The sequence below is a fragment of the Stenotrophomonas sp. genome (assembly GCF_059505245.1).
The window spans coordinates 30,169-46,698 of sequence record NZ_JCACKF010000021.1 but is presented as its reverse complement, the minus strand read 5'-3'; the positions used below and the strand labels follow the sequence as shown (position 1 = coordinate 46,698).

16 protein-coding genes are annotated in these 16,530 nt (G+C 67.3%); 9 read left to right on the top strand and 7 right to left on the bottom strand.

Going from position 1 to position 16,530, the window contains the following annotated elements; all coding sequences use genetic code 11:
- The first annotated feature begins 54 nt into the window (after positions 1-54).
- The gene (locus AC5JLE_RS09285) at positions 55-672 is read left to right on the top strand and encodes a glutathione S-transferase family protein (protein ID WP_014646578.1); all 618 of its coding nucleotides are present in this window, start codon (positions 55-57) and stop codon (positions 670-672) included.
- A 187-nt stretch (positions 673-859) separates the two neighbouring features.
- On the top strand, positions 860-2,278 hold the full coding sequence (gene miaB / locus AC5JLE_RS09280; RefSeq protein WP_262217283.1) for a tRNA (N6-isopentenyl adenosine(37)-C2)-methylthiotransferase MiaB: 1,419 nt from the start codon (positions 860-862) through the stop codon (positions 2,276-2,278).
- A gap of 88 nt (positions 2,279-2,366) precedes the next feature.
- On the opposite strand, the gene AC5JLE_RS09275 is transcribed toward miaB, so the two are convergent.
- From AC5JLE_RS09275 to AC5JLE_RS09265, 3 genes are read right to left on the bottom strand one after another with little or no spacing between them, the layout of a single operon-like run.
- Positions 2,367-3,479 carry an ABC transporter permease gene (locus AC5JLE_RS09275; protein ID WP_032960915.1) on the bottom strand — a complete coding sequence of 371 codons (1,113 nt, stop codon included), beginning with the start codon at positions 3,477-3,479 and terminating at the stop codon, positions 2,367-2,369.
- Positions 3,476-4,399 (bottom strand): ABC transporter ATP-binding protein, encoded by a 924-nt coding sequence (locus AC5JLE_RS09270; RefSeq protein WP_032960918.1) that lies wholly within the window; start codon positions 4,397-4,399, stop codon positions 3,476-3,478. Before AC5JLE_RS09270 ends, AC5JLE_RS09275 begins: the two co-directional genes overlap by 4 nt.
- A gap of 20 nt (positions 4,400-4,419) precedes the next feature.
- On the bottom strand, positions 4,420-5,376 hold the full coding sequence (locus tag AC5JLE_RS09265) for an HlyD family secretion protein (RefSeq protein WP_496065240.1): 957 nt from the start codon (positions 5,374-5,376) through the stop codon (positions 4,420-4,422).
- Positions 5,377-5,899: 523 nt separating this feature from the next.
- Here AC5JLE_RS09265 and AC5JLE_RS09260 point away from each other — a divergent pair.
- From AC5JLE_RS09260 to AC5JLE_RS09230, 7 genes are all read left to right on the top strand, one after another.
- A complete protein-coding gene (locus AC5JLE_RS09260; protein ID WP_032960924.1) occupies positions 5,900-6,886 on the top strand; it encodes a PhoH family protein in 987 nt (328 codons plus the stop codon).
- Entirely contained in the window at positions 6,883-7,368 is a 486-nt protein-coding gene (ybeY, locus tag AC5JLE_RS09255; protein WP_014036587.1) for an rRNA maturation RNase YbeY, read from the top strand. Before AC5JLE_RS09260 ends, ybeY begins: the two co-directional genes overlap by 4 nt.
- Positions 7,369-7,445: 77 nt before the next feature.
- On the top strand, positions 7,446-8,021 hold the full coding sequence (locus AC5JLE_RS09250; RefSeq protein WP_496065239.1) for a hypothetical protein: 576 nt from the start codon (positions 7,446-7,448) through the stop codon (positions 8,019-8,021).
- Positions 8,022-8,098: 77 nt separating this feature from the next.
- Positions 8,099-8,665 carry a hypothetical protein gene (locus AC5JLE_RS09245; protein WP_414614163.1) on the top strand — a complete coding sequence of 189 codons (567 nt, stop codon included), beginning with the start codon at positions 8,099-8,101 and terminating at the stop codon, positions 8,663-8,665.
- Positions 8,666-8,729: 64 nt separating this feature from the next.
- Positions 8,730-9,611 carry a CorC family transporter gene (locus AC5JLE_RS09240; RefSeq protein WP_014036584.1) on the top strand — a complete coding sequence of 294 codons (882 nt, stop codon included), beginning with the start codon at positions 8,730-8,732 and terminating at the stop codon, positions 9,609-9,611.
- On the top strand, positions 9,608-10,867 hold the full coding sequence (locus AC5JLE_RS09235; protein ID WP_496065238.1) for a lipoprotein N-acyltransferase Lnb domain-containing protein: 1,260 nt from the start codon (positions 9,608-9,610) through the stop codon (positions 10,865-10,867). The genes AC5JLE_RS09240 and AC5JLE_RS09235 overlap by 4 nt, the downstream gene beginning before the upstream one ends.
- 6 nt (positions 10,868-10,873) lie before the next feature.
- A complete protein-coding gene (locus AC5JLE_RS09230; RefSeq protein WP_014646569.1) occupies positions 10,874-11,896 on the top strand; it encodes a magnesium and cobalt transport protein CorA in 1,023 nt (340 codons plus the stop codon).
- A 192-nt stretch (positions 11,897-12,088) separates the two neighbouring features.
- Here the strand turns inward: AC5JLE_RS09230 and AC5JLE_RS09225 are convergent, their stop codons facing one another.
- The 4 genes from AC5JLE_RS09225 to AC5JLE_RS09210 all read right to left on the bottom strand — a co-directional run bounded on the left by AC5JLE_RS09225 (position 12,089) and on the right by AC5JLE_RS09210 (position 16,441).
- The gene (locus AC5JLE_RS09225; RefSeq protein ID WP_496065237.1) at positions 12,089-13,453 is read right to left on the bottom strand and encodes an NAD-dependent succinate-semialdehyde dehydrogenase; all 1,365 of its coding nucleotides are present in this window, start codon (positions 13,451-13,453) and stop codon (positions 12,089-12,091) included.
- A gap of 83 nt (positions 13,454-13,536) precedes the next feature.
- The gene (locus AC5JLE_RS09220; protein ID WP_005415928.1) at positions 13,537-14,379 is read right to left on the bottom strand and encodes an ABC transporter permease subunit; all 843 of its coding nucleotides are present in this window, start codon (positions 14,377-14,379) and stop codon (positions 13,537-13,539) included.
- Positions 14,376-15,308, bottom strand: a complete 933-nt coding sequence (locus AC5JLE_RS09215; protein WP_100449701.1) for an ABC transporter permease subunit — start codon at positions 15,306-15,308, stop codon at positions 14,376-14,378. The genes AC5JLE_RS09220 and AC5JLE_RS09215 overlap by 4 nt, the downstream gene beginning before the upstream one ends.
- Positions 15,305-16,441, bottom strand: coding sequence for an ABC transporter ATP-binding protein (locus AC5JLE_RS09210; RefSeq protein WP_032960935.1), 1,137 nt, complete (start codon positions 16,439-16,441; stop codon positions 15,305-15,307). The genes AC5JLE_RS09215 and AC5JLE_RS09210 overlap by 4 nt, the downstream gene beginning before the upstream one ends.
- Positions 16,442-16,530: the final 89 nt, after the last annotated feature.

The following is a 16,530-nucleotide window of genomic DNA, read 5'->3' as shown; positions in this document are numbered from 1 at the left end:
CAATAGTGCCTCAGGATGGCCTCCAGTTCACCACCCACCGCAAGGAGCAATGCCATGAATTCACGCCAGATCACCCTGTACCACGCCGCCCGTTCCCGCTCGAGCGGCGCCGTGGCCCTGCTCGAAGCACTGGGTGCCGACTACCGCATGCAGGTGCTGGACCTGAAGGCGGGCGCCAACCTGGCCCCGGCCTACCTGGCCATCAACCCGATGGGCAAGGTGCCGGCGATCGTCCACAACGGTGCGCTGGTGACCGAGCAGGTGGCGATCTATCTGTACCTGGCCGACCTGTATCCGGAGGCCGGCCTGGCACCGCCGATCGGCGACGCCCTGCGCGGGCCCTACCTGCGCTGGATGGCCTTCTATGGCGCCTGTTTCGAGCCGGCGATGATCGACAAGGCGATGCACCGCGAGCCGCCGCCGCGCCTGATGTCGCCGTATAACGACGCCGAGACCGTGCTGCAGGTGATCGAGGCCCAGCTGGCGCAGGGCCCCTACCTGCTCGGCGAGACGATGAGCGCCGCCGACGTGCTGTGGGGCAATGCGCTGGCCTGGACCACGGCCTTCGGCCTGGTGCAGCCTGCACCGGCCACGGCTGATTACATTGCACGGATGAGCGCGATGACCGCCTTCGACCGTTCGCGGCAGATCGATGCGGAACTGGCGGCGTAAGCAGCGCCCCCTTGTAGAGCCGAGCCCACGCTCGGCTGCTCCTCCGCCTTGCAAAGGCAGCCGAGCACGGGCTCGGCTCTACAGTGATGGCCACGCTGGGCATGGGCGCGGTTGCACGGGCGCGGCGGCTGGCGTGGGATGCGGGTAGAATTGCCCGCTTTCCCGCCACCCGAATGGATTAAGCGCCATGACCGGGACGCCAGACGTCTTTCCGCCCACCACACCGGGCGGTACCCCGCTCGTTGCCCTGCCCGCTGGTCCGCGCAAGCCCGACCAGGTGAAAGGCAAGCTGTACATCAAGACCCACGGTTGCCAGATGAACGAGTACGACTCGGCCAAGATGGCCGACGTGCTTGCCGCCAGCGATGGCCTGGAACTGACCGACAGCCCGGAGGACGCCGACGTCATCCTGGTCAACACCTGCTCCATCCGCGAGAAGGCGCAGGAGAAGGTGTTCAGCCAGCTGGGCGTGTGGAAGGGCCTGAAGAACAAGGGCCGTGAAGTCATCATCGGCGTCGGCGGCTGCGTCGCCTCGCAGGAAGGCGAAGCGATCATCAAGCGTGCGCCGTTCGTCGACCTGGTGTTCGGCCCGCAGACCCTGCACCGGCTGCCGGAGCTGATCCGTGCACGCCGCGAGCAGAAGCGCCCGCAGGTCGACATCAGCTTCCCCGAGATCGAGAAGTTCGATCGCCTGCCCGAGCCGCGCGCCGAAGGTCCCTCGGCATTCGTGTCGATCATGGAAGGCTGTTCCAAGTACTGCTCGTTCTGCGTGGTGCCCTACACCCGCGGCACCGAAGTCAGCCGCCCGTTCGAGGACGTGGTGGTGGAGGTGGCGCAGCTGGCCGCACAGGGCGTGCGCGAGATCAACCTGCTCGGGCAGAACGTCAACGCGTATCGCGGGCCCTATGGTGACGGTGAGTTCGCCGACCTCGGCCTGCTGATCCGCACCATCGCCGAGATCGATGGCGTCGGCCGCATCCGCTTCACCACCTCGCATCCGCTGGAGTTCAGCGATTCGCTGATCGATGCGTTCCGTGACGTGCCACAGCTGGCCAACTTCCTGCACCTGCCGGTACAGGCCGGCAGCGACCGCGTGCTGTCAGCGATGAAACGCGGCTACACCGCGCTGGAATTCAAGTCGAAGATCCGCAAGCTGCGTGCGGTGCGCCCGGACATCTCGATCAGCTCGGACTTCATCGTCGGCTTCCCCGGCGAGACCGATGCCGACTTCGAGAAGACCATGAAGCTGATCGAGGACATCGGCTTCGACCACAGCTTCTCCTTCATCTATTCGCGGCGCCCGGGCACGCCAGCCGCGGACCTGGAGGACACGATCAGCGATGCCGAAAAGCACGCGCGCCTGTCGCGCCTGCAGGAGCGCATCAATGCGCATGCCACCGGCATTTCCGAGAAGATGGTCGGCACCGTGCAGACCGTGCTGGTGGAAGGGCCCTCGCGCAAGAACCCGAACGAGCTGACCGGCAAGACCGAGAACATGCGTTCGGTGAACTTCCCGGCGCCGGCGCGCCTGATCGGCCAGTTCGTGGATGTGGTGATCACCGAAGCGCTGACCAATTCGCTGCGCGCGCGGGTGGTGGCGGAATGAATCTTCGGGTCGGAGCCCCAAAGGGGCTCCGACCCGCCGGCCCGATAAATTGGGGTCGGAGCCCCTGCGGGGATCCGACCCCCTGCCTTCAATCCAGGCGCTTGCGGAAACGCAGGATGGCCAGGGTCATCATCACCACGATGAAGGCCAGCAGCGCCAGCGCGTCGTGCCACAGCTCCCACAATGAGGCGCCGCGCAGCATGATGCCGCGCACCAGGCGCAGGAAGTGGGTCAGCGGCAGCACCTCGGCCAGCCACTGCACCGGCCGCGGCATGCCAGCGAACGGGAACATGAAGCCCGACAGCAGGATCGACGGCAGGAACAGGAACAGGGTCATCTGCATCGCCTGGAACTGCGAGCGCGCACGCGTGGAGATCAGCAGGCCCAGCGCCAGGTTGGCCAGCACCAGCAGCACCGCGGCCAGATAGATGTCCAGCAGGCTGCCGCGAATGGGTACCTGGAACAGCCAGGTGCCCAGCACCAGCACCAGCGTGGTCTGCAGCAGGCCGATGGCCGCATAGGGCAGCACCTTGCCGACCATCAGCTCGCTGCGCGACACCGGCGTGGCGATCAGCAGTTCCATGTTGCCGCGCTCGCGTTCGCGCACCACCGCTACCGCCGTGAACATCACCAGGGTCATGGTCAGGATCACCCCGATCAGGCCCGGTACGATGTTCACCGCCGAGCGCCGCTGCGGGTTGTAGAAGCTGGTCACGCTGACCGGACCACTGGCGATGCTGCCTTCGCGCAGGGGACGGGTGTTGCTGGTCGGGCGCGTGTCCAGCGGCACCTGCGCCAGCTGGATCGCCGCGCTCTGCACCACGGTGTCGCTGCCATCGACCAACACCTGCACCGCCTCGCGTCCATCGAAGCGGCGACGCTCGAAGTCGGCCGGCACCACGATGCCGACACTGATCTCGCCACGGCGCAGCGCCTGCATCAGCTGGGCAGGCGTGTAGGCTTCGCTGCGCGGCGTGATCACGCCGGTGGCCACCATGTCCTGCACCAGCGCGCGCGAAGCGGCGCTGTTGGCCTGATCGGCGACACCCGCATCGAGATGACGTAGGTTGAGGTTGATCGCATAGCCGAACAGCAACAGCTGCATCACCGGAATGCCAACGATCATCGCCAGCGTGATGCGGTCGCGGCGCAGCTGCCGCAGCTCCTTGAGCATGATCGCCCACAGCCGGCGCAGGTTCATGCCGCCGGCTCCCGGCCGCGGCCACGGGTGGCGGCCACGAACACATCTTCCAGGTTCGGCGCCACTGTCTCGATGCGGGCCTGCGGGTCAGCGTTGGCAAGTGCACGGGCCAGCACTGCGACGTCCGCTGCGCCCTCATTGCACAGCACGCGCAGCTGGGTGCCGATCTGCGCCACGCTCAGCACACCGGGCAGCTCAGACAGTGCGCGGCTGGCCTGCCGCGGCTGCGACGACGTGACCTGCAACGTGCGGCCGTCCAGCCGTGCGCACAGCTCAGACGGCGTGCCATCGGCAACCAGTGCACCACGGTCCAGGATTGCCAGCCGGTGGCAGCGCTCGGCCTCGTCCATGTAGTGGGTCGACACCAGCACGGTGGTACCGGCGTCGGCAAGTTCGAACAGGGCTTCCCAGAAATCACGGCGCGATTCCGGATCGACCGCGCTGGTCGGCTCGTCCAGGAACAGCAGCTCGGGCGCGTGCACGACGGCGCCGGCCAGGGCGAGGCGCTGCTTCTGGCCACCGCTGAGGGTTCCGGCCAGCTGCGGCTGCCGGTCCAGCAGACGGTACTGCTGCAGCAGCTCGTCGACCCGCTGCCGGGCCTGCGCGCGTGGCAGATCCTGGATGGCGGCGAGGAATTCCAGGTTCTCGCGCACCGACAGGTCCTCATACAACGAGAAGCGCTGGGTCATGTAGCCGATGCGCCGGCGCAGTGCTTCGGCCTGCTCGGGAACCTGCAGCCCCAGCACCTCGATCTGCCCAGCGCTCGGTTCCAGCAGGCCGCACAGCATGCGGATGGTGGTCGACTTTCCGGATCCATTCGGCCCCAGGAAGCCGTACACCTGCCCGCGCGGCACGGTCAGGTCGACATTGTCCACGGCCAGAAGATCGCCGAAGCGGCGGGTCAAGCCCTGCGCATGCACCGCGATGTCGTCGCCGGTGTTCAGAAGCGCACCTGCACCGGCAGTCCGGCCGGAAGCTTCTGCATGTCGGTGGCCGTGTCCACTTCGATCTCGGCCAGATAGCTCAGGCGCTCGACGTCATCACCGGTCAGTGCGTAGTACGGGGTGAACGAGGGCTCGCTGCGGATTGAGCGCACGTGCCCCTTCAGCACCGTGCTGCCGCCTTCCAGCTGTACCTGCGCGGCCTGCCCGACCTTGACCTGCAGGCGCAGCGGCTGCGGCAGGTAGACGCGTGCATAGGGGCGCTCGCCAACCAGCATCACCGCCAGCGGCGCCCCGATCGGTGCCTGGTCACCCTGCCGGTAGGGCAAGGCATCGACCACGCCATCGCGCGGTGCGCGCAGCTGCAGCTTCTGCAGGTTGACGCCCTGCACCACCTGCTGCGCCTGTGCGGCGTCGGCGGCCGCCTGGCCCTGGGCGATGTCCTGCGCGCGACTGCCGTGCACCCGTTCCAGCCAAACCTGCTCGGCGGCCCGCACGCTGGCCTCGGCATTGCCGGCAGCCGCCCGTGCACGGTCCAGCTCGGCGGCGGCGATCAGGCGCTGGCGTGCCAGCGGTTGCACCCGACGGTAGTAGGCACTGGCTTCGGCGGACTGCGCGCGCAACGCGGCCAGCTGCGCCTGGGCCTGTGCGATCTGTTCCTGGCGCGGGCCGATCTTCAGCTCTTCCAGCTGGGCCTGCGCGCGCACCGTGTCGGCCTGCGCCGCGGCGAACTGCGCGTCGCCGCGGGCGGGGTCGAGCTGCATCAGCACTGCTCCGGCCTTGACCTGCTGGCCCTCGCGCACCTCCACCGCGGCGATCACTTCGGACGCCGGCGCCGGCACCGTGATCCGGTCCCACTCCAGCGTGCCGAGCGCTGCAGGCGGTGCCTGCCCACACCCTGCCAGCAGGCCGATACCCACCAATCCGATTCCACGCATCCCATTGCCGATGCCCATGCCATCCCCTCCTGCGACGGCGCCACGGTGCCATCCGCCCCGTGCACCCTCTATGATTCCGATCAGCCCTGACGGTTTTTTCACCACGCGTTGGCGAGCCTTTGGCTGCAAGGCTCCTCGCCACCTATCCACAGGTTGATTCGGCATCATTCCACAACCGGTGTGGAAAACCGGCAACACGGGATCCTGTTGCTCGCCTGGCAGCGGAACCTGCGCTGCGATCACGAAGAACGCCGGCGCGCCCGGGAAGTTCTCGGCACGCGCTGCGACGTGCCCTCCCTCCCGGTCCGCCCGTCCTGCGGGTGCCGGCACGCCCGGGTCCGTGACGATTTTTTCACCACCCCCTCATGACGCTTGTGGCACAAGCACTGTAGAGGTCTATCCACAGGTTTCCGCAGCCCCCGTCCACACCGGGTGTGGAAAAGCATGTATCGACCCCGTGCTGGCCGCGCGCCCGCTGCGCGCGCTACCCTTGTCCTCCCTGAATACACTGCGGTGGAAGGCTTCCGCCCCACCCAAGGCAATGAAAAGCATCGAACATCGAGACTTCACCCTGTCGCCGGAAGACACCGAGCGGTTGGCCAACCTGTGCGGCCCCTTCGATGGGCACCTGCGCCAGATCGAGCTGAAGCTCGGCGTGGAGATCGCCAACCGCGGTTTCGTGTTCCGCATCAGCGGGCCCAACGAAGCCATCGTCGAGGCGCAGAAGCTGGTTGAAGCGCTGTACGCCGAAGCCGGCGAAACCACCTTCGACAACCACGCCATCCACCTGCGCCTGGCGCAGGCCAACGTCGAGCAGATCGCCGAACGCTCCTACGAAGCGCAGGAGGTGGCGATCAAGGTCAAGCGCGGCACGGTGCGCGGCCGCGGTGCCAACCAGGGCCGCTACCTGCACCAGATCGCCACGCATGACATCAACTTCGGCATCGGCCCGGCCGGCACCGGCAAGACCTTCCTGGCCGTGGCCAGCGCGGTCGAAGCGCTGAACGAATCACGGGTGCAGCGCCTGATCCTGGTGCGCCCGGCGGTGGAGGCCGGCGAGAAGCTGGGCTTCCTGCCCGGTGACCTGAGCCAGAAGGTCGACCCCTACCTGCGACCGCTGTACGACGCCCTCTACGAGATGATGGGCGTGGAGAAGGTGGTCAAGCTGCTGGAAAAGAACGTCATCGAAATCGCGCCGCTGGCCTACATGCGTGGCCGCACGCTCAACGATGCCTTCGTGATCCTGGACGAAGCACAGAACACCACCATCGAGCAGATGAAGATGTTCCTGACCCGCCTCGGCTACGGTTCCACCGCCGTGGTCACCGGCGACCTGACCCAGACCGATCTCCCCAAGCACGTGAAGTCCGGCCTGCGCGATGCCATCGACGTGCTGCGCGAGGTCGAGGGCGTCAGCTTCACCTTCTTCGAGTCGCGCGACGTGGTCCGCCACCCGCTGGTGGCGCGCATCGTCAGCGCCTACGATCGCCGTGACCTGCATCAGATCCAACCTGGAGCAACTCCATGACCCGTGGTCCCGTGCGACTGGACGTCGCCGTCAGTTATGCCCTGCCGCGCACCGGCCTGCCGGCGGCGGTCAGCTTCCGCAAGTGGGTGGCTGCTGCGCTGAAAGGCCGCATCCGCGAAGCCGACCTGGCCATCCGCGTGGTCGATGCCAAGGAAGGGCAGTCACTGAACCGCCATTATCGCGGCAAGGATTACGCGACCAACGTGCTCAGCTTCCCGGCCGAAGTGCCCGAAGGGCTGCCCAAGGGCGTGAAGTTTCCGCTGCTGGGCGACCTGGTGATCTGCGCACCGGTGGTGGCCCGCGAGGCCGATGAACAGGGCAAGGCGCTCAACGCCCACTACGCACACCTGACCGTGCACGGCGTGCTGCACCTGCTCGGCTGGGACCACGAGGACGACAAGGAAGCCGACGCCATGGAACAGCTGGAGCGCGAGATCCTGGCCGAGCTCGGCATCGCCGACCCCTACGCCGGCGAGCGCTGAGGCCCACGCACACCGGGATCTTCACGGAGGACGCGCCCATCGCGCTGCTGCCCGCACTCATCGCCGCTCTTCTGCAGGTGACCACTGCCCCGGGCATCGACCCCGGCCGGGAACGACCGTCGCCGTTCCCGGCCAGCGACAGCGCCGCCGACATTGCCGCCAAGGTCGCCGAGGTGCAGGCGTTCTTTGACGTCAGCCAACAGACGGCCCGCCAGGCGGTCGCCGAGGCGCAGCAGCACGCATTGATGGAACGTTTGAAAGCGCGCCACGCGGCACGCCTCGCCGGAACCTGGGTGGACAACGCGGCAGGTTGGAACGTCGTCGTTCGACTGACTGGCCCAGCACCCGCGGCCGATGAGACACATCCAGGGGCGGATGGCCCACAACGCGTGCGCTACATCACCGGCGCCGCGATGACCGAAGCGGAGATGCAGCGCCGCCTGCACGCACAGCGGGACTGGCTGCTGGCCCAGCTGCCCGACCTGTTCGGCTATAGCCTGGATGTCACGACCGGGGAACTGGAGGTTGAGCTGCGGGATACCCCGGCCAACCGCGCGACGGCGGCGGCCGTGCGCGACCACTTGCAAGTGCAACTGGGCTACCCGGTCAGGCTGCGCTGGTACCCAGCGACCACGCGCCGGTATCCGCCCTGATTGCCTTGGAGCGCTCGCGATGGCTGGCCGGGACCGGTACGATCACCGGCCTGCCTCCCGTTGCGGATCCCGTGCCCGTGCTGCGTATTGCCGTGCCCCTGCTGCTCGCCGTGTCCGCCCCGGCCGCTGCCCTGGACCTGCCGGCCCTGATTGAATGCCGCCAGGGCGTGGCCGAGCAGGCCGCGTTGGCGCCCCTGCTGGCTGATCCGCTGAAAGCCGTCGCCCACGGCCTGCAGCCGCTGCCGCAGGGCAACCAGTTCATGAGCGAGTACCGGCTGGCCCAGCCGATCAGCGTGTTCGGCGCCCGCACCGAACGGGTCGCCGTGGCCGGGTCCAGCGTCATGGCGATCCTCGACCAGGCCGATCCGCGGCCGCTGGCCGGGCGGCTGGGGCTGGAGACCGGCTACGACCAGGACGGCAAGTTCATGGCCGGCCGCGAGCTGGTCAGCCGCGACGTGACCGATCCGAAGACCGGCGAGGCCCGGATCGAGTCGATCATCCTCAGCGTCTCCACCGTGGCCTCCCATCCCGGCAAAACCCTGGCCGGCTGCACCTACAGCCTGGACCTGCCCGAGGAAGAAGCCCCCGCCCGGCCTGAACTGGCCCCGCCGCCGATCACCGGACCGGGCAGCGACGGTCACTGACAGGCCGCCACATCCTGCTAGACTTGGGCCAACGCCCGGCTTGCCGGGTGCCCTTTTTCCAGAGATGTCAGAAGACGACAGTAGTAGCTCCGCACAGGAGCCCAGTGAAAAGAAGCGCGGCTGGCTTGAACGCCTGACCTCCGCCTTCTCCGGCGAACCCCATACCCGCGACGAGCTGGTCGCTGTCCTGCACACCGCGCAGGAAGAGGGCCTGATCGCCGCCGATACCCTGAAGATGATGGAAGGCGCCATTTCGGTGGCCGAGCTGACCGTGGGCGACGTGATGATCTCGCGCTCGCAGATGGTTTCGCTGCCGGTCGAAGCGCCCTTCCTGGAACTGATGAAGCAGGTGGTCGAATCCGGCCATTCGCGCTTCCCGGTGCACGGCGAGAACAAGGACGACATCCTTGGCATCCTGCTGGCCAAGGACCTGCTGCGCGGCGTGGTCGCCGACAACGGCCCGGCCAACGTGCGCGAGCTGCTGCGCCCGGCAGTGCTGATCCCGGAGGCGAAGAAGCTCAACGTGCTGCTGAAGGAATTCCGCCTGTCACGCAACCACATGGCCATCGTGGTCGACGAGTACGGCGGTGTCGCCGGCCTGGTCACCATCGAGGACGTGCTGGAACAGATCGTCGGCGAGATCGACGACGAGCATGACGAGGCCGAGGATCCGTCGGCGCAGATCGCCATCCAGTCCGACGGCCAGTACGTGGTCGACGCGCTGACCCCGATCGGCGACTTCAACGAACGCTTCGGCGCTACCTTCTCCGACGAGGACTACGACACCATCGGTGGCCTGGTCACCGAGGCCGTGGGCCACCTGCCGGAAGTCGGTGACGAGCTGGCGCTGGACCGCTTCATGTTCCGCGTGGCCCGCGCCGATGCGCGCCGGGTCCAGGCCTTCCACGTGACCGTGCTGCCGCCGGACGCGCAGGACGACGCTTGAAGCGCGGCGCCCTCCTGGCACTGCGCCTGAGGCTGTGGCTGGCACTGTGCGTGCTGGCCACGGCCCTGCCGCTGGCCGCCTTCGCGCAGCCGGCGGCACCCGAACCTGCTGCACCCGCCACCAGCGCCGAGGCTCCCGCCCCGCGCATCGGGGTGGTGACCATGCAGCCGGGCACCGTGTTCTTCGAGCGCTTCGGCCATGACGCCATCGTCGTGATCGATCCGCTCAGTGGCGAAGCGACCTCGTACAACTTCGGCTACTTCGATCCGTCCGAGGACGACTTCATCAGCCGCTTCGTGCGCGGCGACATGATGTACTACCTGGTGGCGCTGCCGCTGCAGCAGGACCTGTCGTACTACGACGAGACCGGCCGTGGCGCCAGCGTGCAATGGCTGGACCTGCGCCCGGACCAGGCGCGCTCGCTGGCCGCCGGCCTGGCCGAGCGGGCCAAGCCGGAAAACGCGCGTTACCACTACGATTACTACACCGCCAACTGCGCGACGATGGTGCGCGACACGCTGGACAAGGCGCTCGGCGGCGGCCTGCAGTCGCAGCTGTCGGGGCGCTCGCGTGGCAACACCTATCGCAGTGAATCGGTGCGCCTGGCCTCGCCGGCACCATGGATGTGGCTGGGCTTCGATGTCGGCCTCGGGCCGTTCGCCGACCAGCCGCTGTCGCGATGGCAGGAAGCCTTCGTGCCGATGCGCCTGGCCGACGCGCTGCGCCAGGCGCGCAACAGCGACGGCCGGCCGCTGGTGCAGTCCGAACAGGAACTGCTGCCGCACCGCATCGACCCGGAGCCGAAGGAGTTCGCACGCCGTTGGTGGCCGTGGCTGCTGCTTGGGCTGGTCGTGGCCGGCGGCGTGCTGGCGCTGCGCAGCCGGCCGCGCCTGCTTGCCGGGCTGGCCCTGCCGTTCTGGCTGCTGTGTGCCATCGCCGGCAGCCTGCTGGTGTTCCTGTGGGGCTTCAGCACCCACTACGCCGCCTGGGCCAACCGCAACCTGCTGCTGCTTTCGCCACTGGCCGTGCTGTTGCTGCCAGGCGCGATCGCGCTGCTGCGCCGGCGCGCGCCGGGCCGCATGTTCAGGGTCGTGCTGTGGCTGCTGGCGGTGCAGGCCGTGGCGGCGCTGGTGCTGCACTGGCTGAGCCTGCAGGCGCAGTACAACGTGCAGTGGATCGTGCTTCTGCTGCCCGTCCACGTCGCGCTGGCATGGGTACTGGGGCGCCGTCCTCACTTGTCCGAAACACGGCACTGACGCACGATGGCGGGCATGTCATTGCCCGCCTCCGCTTCCGCCCCTGCCTCGGCCAACCCCGCCTGCGTCATCAACTGCGTCCACTACGATGACGACGGCAAACGCCACGACATCAGCCTGGATGCCATCAGCGATGTCATTGCCAGTGGCAACGGCTTCGTCTGGGTCGGCCTGTACGACCCCAACGACGATGTGCTGCTGAAACTGCAGGAAGAGTTCTGCCTGCACGACCTGGCCATCGAGGACGCGCGCAATGCGCACCAGCGGCCCAAGGTCGAGACCTACGGCAATTCGCTGTTCGTGGTGGTGACCACCGCGCAGATGGTGGACGAACGCATCCAGTACGGCGAAACCCACGCCTTCCTCGGCCCGCGTTTCCTGGTGACGGTGCGCCACGGCGCCTCGCTGTCCTACGCCCCGGTGCGTGCACGGGTCGAGCGTGAACCGCAGCTGCTGAAGATGGGCCCGTCGTACTGCCTGTACGCGGTGACCGACTTCGTGGTCGACAACTACCTGCCGATCGTGCACCGCTTCCGCGACACCCTGGACCTGCTGGAAAAGGACATCTTTGCCGACAGCTACAAGCGCAGCACGGTGGTACGGCTTTACGAGCTCAAGCGCGAACTGAACAAGATGCGGATGGCGGTGGCACCGCTGCAGGATGTGCTGGCGCAGCTGCGCCGCTACCAGGGTGACCTGATTCCCGATGAAGTGAAGCTCTACGTGCGCGACGTGCATGACCACGCGGTACGCATCAGCGATGTGATCGACACCCTGCGCGAGATGCTGGGCACCGCACTGAGCGTGAACCTGTCGCTGGTGACGCTGGCGCAGGGCGAGACGGTCAAGCGCCTGGGTGCATGGGCCGCACTGCTGGCAGCGCCGACGCTGATCACCAGCTGGTACGGCATGAACTTCAGCCACATGCCCGAGCTGAGCCAGCCGTGGTCGTATCCGCTGATGATTGTCGGCGTGGGCGGTGTGTGCGTGGGCCTGTACCGGTTGTTCAAGCGCGCGAAGTGGTTGTAGCGCGTATCGACCAACGGTCGATACCCACCATGCACGGGGGTGTCGATACCCACCACGCACGGGAGGCGTCGATACCCGGCAATCCGGTAGGCCGCGACCGTTGGTCGTGGCACATGCCCCGCTTCTGGTAGTGCCGGCCCCTGGCCGGCAACCAGGGCAATGCCGGCCAGTGGCCGGCACTACCGTTCGGCATCAAGCCACGTAGACGGTCTTGATGTTCATGAACTCGTGGATGCCGTGGTCGGCCAGCTCCCGGCCGAAGCCGGACTGCTTGCTGCCACCGAACGGCAGCCGAGCGTCGCTCTTGACGATGGCGTTGACGAACGCGGCGCCGCATTCCATGCGCTGCGCGAAGGCTTCGCCGCGCACCGGGTCGCGCGTCCACACGCTGCCGCCCAGGCCGAAGCGGGTGTCGTTGGCCACGCGCAGCGCCTCGGCCTCATCCTTGACCCGGATCACCGCAGCCACCGGCCCGAACAGCTCCTCGTCGTAGGCAGGCATGCCTGGGCCGACCTGATCGAGCACGGTCGCCGGATAGCCCGCATGGGTGCCGGCAATGGGCTCGCCGCCGACCAGAACGCGCGCGCCCTTGGCGACGCTGGCCTGCACCTGCTTGTGCAGTTCGTCGCGCAGATCGGCACGGGCCATCGGCGCCAGCGTGGTGCCACGCTCACTGGGATCGCCATACTGGCGCTGGCCCGCGGCTTCAACGAAGCGTCGGGTGAAGTCATCGGCCACCGCATCGACCACGATGAAGCGCTTGGCCGCAATGCAGGTCTGCCCGCTGTTGTCGAAACGCGACTTCACCGCCGCCGCCACGGCCTTGTCGAGGTCGGCATCGTCGAGTACCACGAAGGCATCGCTGCCACCCAGCTCCATCACCGACTTCTTCAGCTGGCTGCCTGCAGTGGACGCGATCGAGCGCCCTGCCCGTTCGCTGCCGGTCAGCGTCACCGCCTTCACCCGTGCGTCGCGCAGCACCTCGGCAGCCTGGTCGTTGTCAATGTGCAGCACGTCGAACACGCCATCAGGCAGGCCTCCGTCACGACACACCGCCAGGATCAGGTCGGCGCACTGCGGCACGTTGCTGGCGTGCTTGAGCAGGGCCACGTTGCCGGCCATGAACGCCGGGGCCAGGAAACGGAACACCTGCCAGATCGGGAAATTCCATGGCAGCACCGCGAACACGCAGCCGATCGGCTCGTAACGCACGTAGCTGCGCTGGGCTTCGGTGTCGATCAGCTGCGGCTTGAGATAGTCGGCTGCGTGGTCGGCGTAGTACTCGCAGGCGGCAGCGCACTTGTCGACCTCGGCCAGCGCCTCGGCCTTGAGCTTGCCCATCTCATGGGTCATCGCCTGCTGCAGGTCGTCGCGACGCGTGCGCAGCTGCGCGGCGATCTGGCGAAGGACGGCGCCGCGATCCTGCAGCGAGCGATCGGCCCAGCCGGGGAAGGCATCGGCGGCGGCCTGCAGGCGCTGCTCGATGTCAGCAGCGCCCATCAGTTCATGGCGGTAGGTCACCTGGCCGGTGGCCGGGTCGATTATCTCGACGGTCATGGGGGATCTCCATCTGGAAGACCCCCATTGTGCGCCGCTGTCCGTGAGCCGGGTGTTGCCGGCGCTGTCGACAGGCCGTGTGCTCAGCCGTTGTCCTGCCGCGCCAGCTGCAGGTCGCGCTGGCGCCGTTTCTCGGCGCGGGCATTGATGTACCAGCCGATCACCGCAGCGATCGACACCGCCGACACCAGCAGCGTGGCCAATGCGTTGATCTTCGGGCTGATGCCCATGCGCACCGAGGCGAACACCTTCATCGGCAGCGTGGTCGAGCCCGGCGTGGCCACGAAGCTGGCCACCACCACGTCATCCAGCGACAGGGTGAAGGCCAGCAGCCAACCCGCCACCAGCGCCGGCGCGATGATGGGCAGGGTGATGCGGGTGAACACGGTCAACCGGCTGGCGCCCAGGTCCATCGCCGCTTCTTCCAGCGACAGGTCCATTTCCTGCAGCCGCGAGGACACCACCACGGTGACGAAGCAGAGGGTGAAGGTCACGTGCGCGATCCAGATGGTGGCCAGGCCACGCGCCGGGAAGCCGGGAATCGCGCCCATCGATGCCAGCAGCGCCATCAGCGAGAAGCCCAGGATCACGTCCGGCATCACCAGCGGCGCGGTCACCAGCGCGCCGAACAGTGGCTTGCCACGGAATCGCTTGAAGCGGGTCATCACCATCGCCGCCAGCGTACCCAGCACGGTGGCGGTACAGGCGGTCCAGAACGCCACCACCAGGCTGGTCCACATCGCGTCCATCAGCGCGCGGTCGGCGAACAGGTCGCTGTAGGCGCGGGTGGAGAACCCGGCCCAGACCATCGCCAGCCGCGAGCTGTTGAACGAGTAGAACATCAACAACAGGATCGGCAGGTACAGGAAGGCGAAGCCGAGCAGCAGCACGCCCAGCCCCAGGCCCTTGGCGGTACGCGGGCTCATGCCTGCTTCCCTTCCAGCAGGCGCTGCTGGGAACGGTTGAACAGCAGGATCGGCACCAGCAGCAACAGGATCATCGCCACCGCCATCGCCGAAGCGCCCGGCCAGTTGCGGTTGTTGAAGAACTCGTTCCACAACTGGCGGCCGACCATCAGCGTCTCCGAACCACCGAGCATTTCCGGGATCACGAACTCACCCACCGCCGGGATCATCACCAGCATGCAGCCGGCGATGATGCCGGCCTTCGACAGCGGCAACGTGATGCGCAGGAACGCCTGCCACGGCTTGGCGCCGAGGTCGTAGGCCGCTTCCAGCAGGCGGTGGTCATGCTTGACCAGGTTGGCGTACAGCGGCAGCACCATGAACGGCAGGTAGCAGTAGACGATGCCGATATAGGCGGCGGTCGGCGTATCGATCAGCTGCAGTTTCGGCAGCCCCATCGACGTCATCAGCGTCTGCAGGCCAGTGAACTGCAGGAACTGGTCAAGCAGGCCATTGCGGTCCAGGATTGCCTTCCACGCATACACGCGGATCAGGAACGAGGTCCACGACGGCAGCACCACCAGCATCATCGCCACGTTGCGTGCGGCCGGCGACAGGCGCGCGATGGCATAGGCCATCGGATAGCCGATCAGCAGGGTGAAGAAGGTGGAGATCGCCGCGATCTTGATCGAGCTCAGGAACGCCTGCGCATAGATCGAATCGCGGAACAGCGCCAGGTAGTTCTCCAGGTTCAGCTTCAGCGAGAAGCCGCCGTCGGCGTACTGCAGCAGCCAGGTATACGGCGGCGAGCCGACCCGGCTGAGCGAGAAGCTGATCATCAGCACGATCAGGAACGGCACTGCGAAGAACAGCAGCAGCCACAGGTACGGAATGCCGATCACCGTGGCACGCAGCCCCGGCCGCCAGCGCTTCAGGCCGGCGACGCTCATGAGGTCAGCACCACGCCGTCGTTGTCGCGCCAGTGCACCCACACGCTGTCGCCCCAGGTCAGGCCATCGCTGGCCCAGCGCTGCGAATTGGCGAAATTGGCCAGCACCTTGGCGCCGCTGGGCAGCCGCACGTGGTAGACCGAATGGCTGCCGAAATAGGCGATGTCCTCGATCACGCCCTGCGCTTTGTTGGTGTGCCCATCCGGCTCGTCCTTGCCGATCATCACCTTCTCCGGGCGCAGCGCGAATGCGACCGGCTGCCCTTCGTAACAGGTGATGCCATGGGCGATGTAGATCGGTGCCGGGAACAGCGGCGAGCGCACGGTCACGTACTCGGGCAGGTCCTCGTCGATCACCCCGTCAAACAGGTTGACCGAACCGATGAACTCGGCGACGAAGCGGTTGGCCGGCTGCTCGTAGACCTCGTCCGGCTTGCCGACCTGCTGGATCCAGCCGGCATCCATCACCGCGATGCGGGTGGCCATGGTCATCGCTTCTTCCTGGTCGTGGGTGACCATCACGCAGGTCACGCCCGACGACTCGATGATGCTGACCAGTTCCAGCTGCATCTGCGAGCGCAGCTTCTTGTCCAGTGCGCCCATCGGCTCGTCCAGCAGCAGCAGCTTCGGCCCCTTGGCCAGCGACCGCGCCAGCGCCACGCGCTGCTGCTGGCCACCGGACAGCTGGTGCGGCTTGCGCTTGCCCAGGTGGCCCATCTGCACCAGGTCGAGCATCTCGCCGACGCGCTTGCTGATCGCGTCCTTGCCCAGGCCATCCTGCTTCAGGCCGAAGGCAATGTTCTGCTCCACCGTCATGTGCGGGAACAGGGCATAGGACTGGAACATCATGTTGACCGGCCGCTGGTACGGCGGCAGCGCGTCCAGGCGCTGGCCATCGACGGTGATGCTGCCCTTGGTGGGCGTCTCGAAGCCGCCCAGGCAGCGCAGCAGGGTCGATTTGCCGCTGCCGGAGCCTCCGAGCAGGGCAAAGATCTCGCCCTTGCGCACGTCCAGATTGACGTCGTCGACGGCGACGAAACCGTCGAATTCCTTGCGCAAATCACGAATGGAGAGATAGCCGGGCGCACCGGTCGTGTCGACGACGGCGGCTACCGGCTGGGCTTCAACGGGCATGGGGGCTCCGGGAGCGGGCGGTGGACAGCGGCCGCCATTCTAACGGCCGGGGGCTGCAGGGGATATGACGGCGACGGGTGGCACCCACC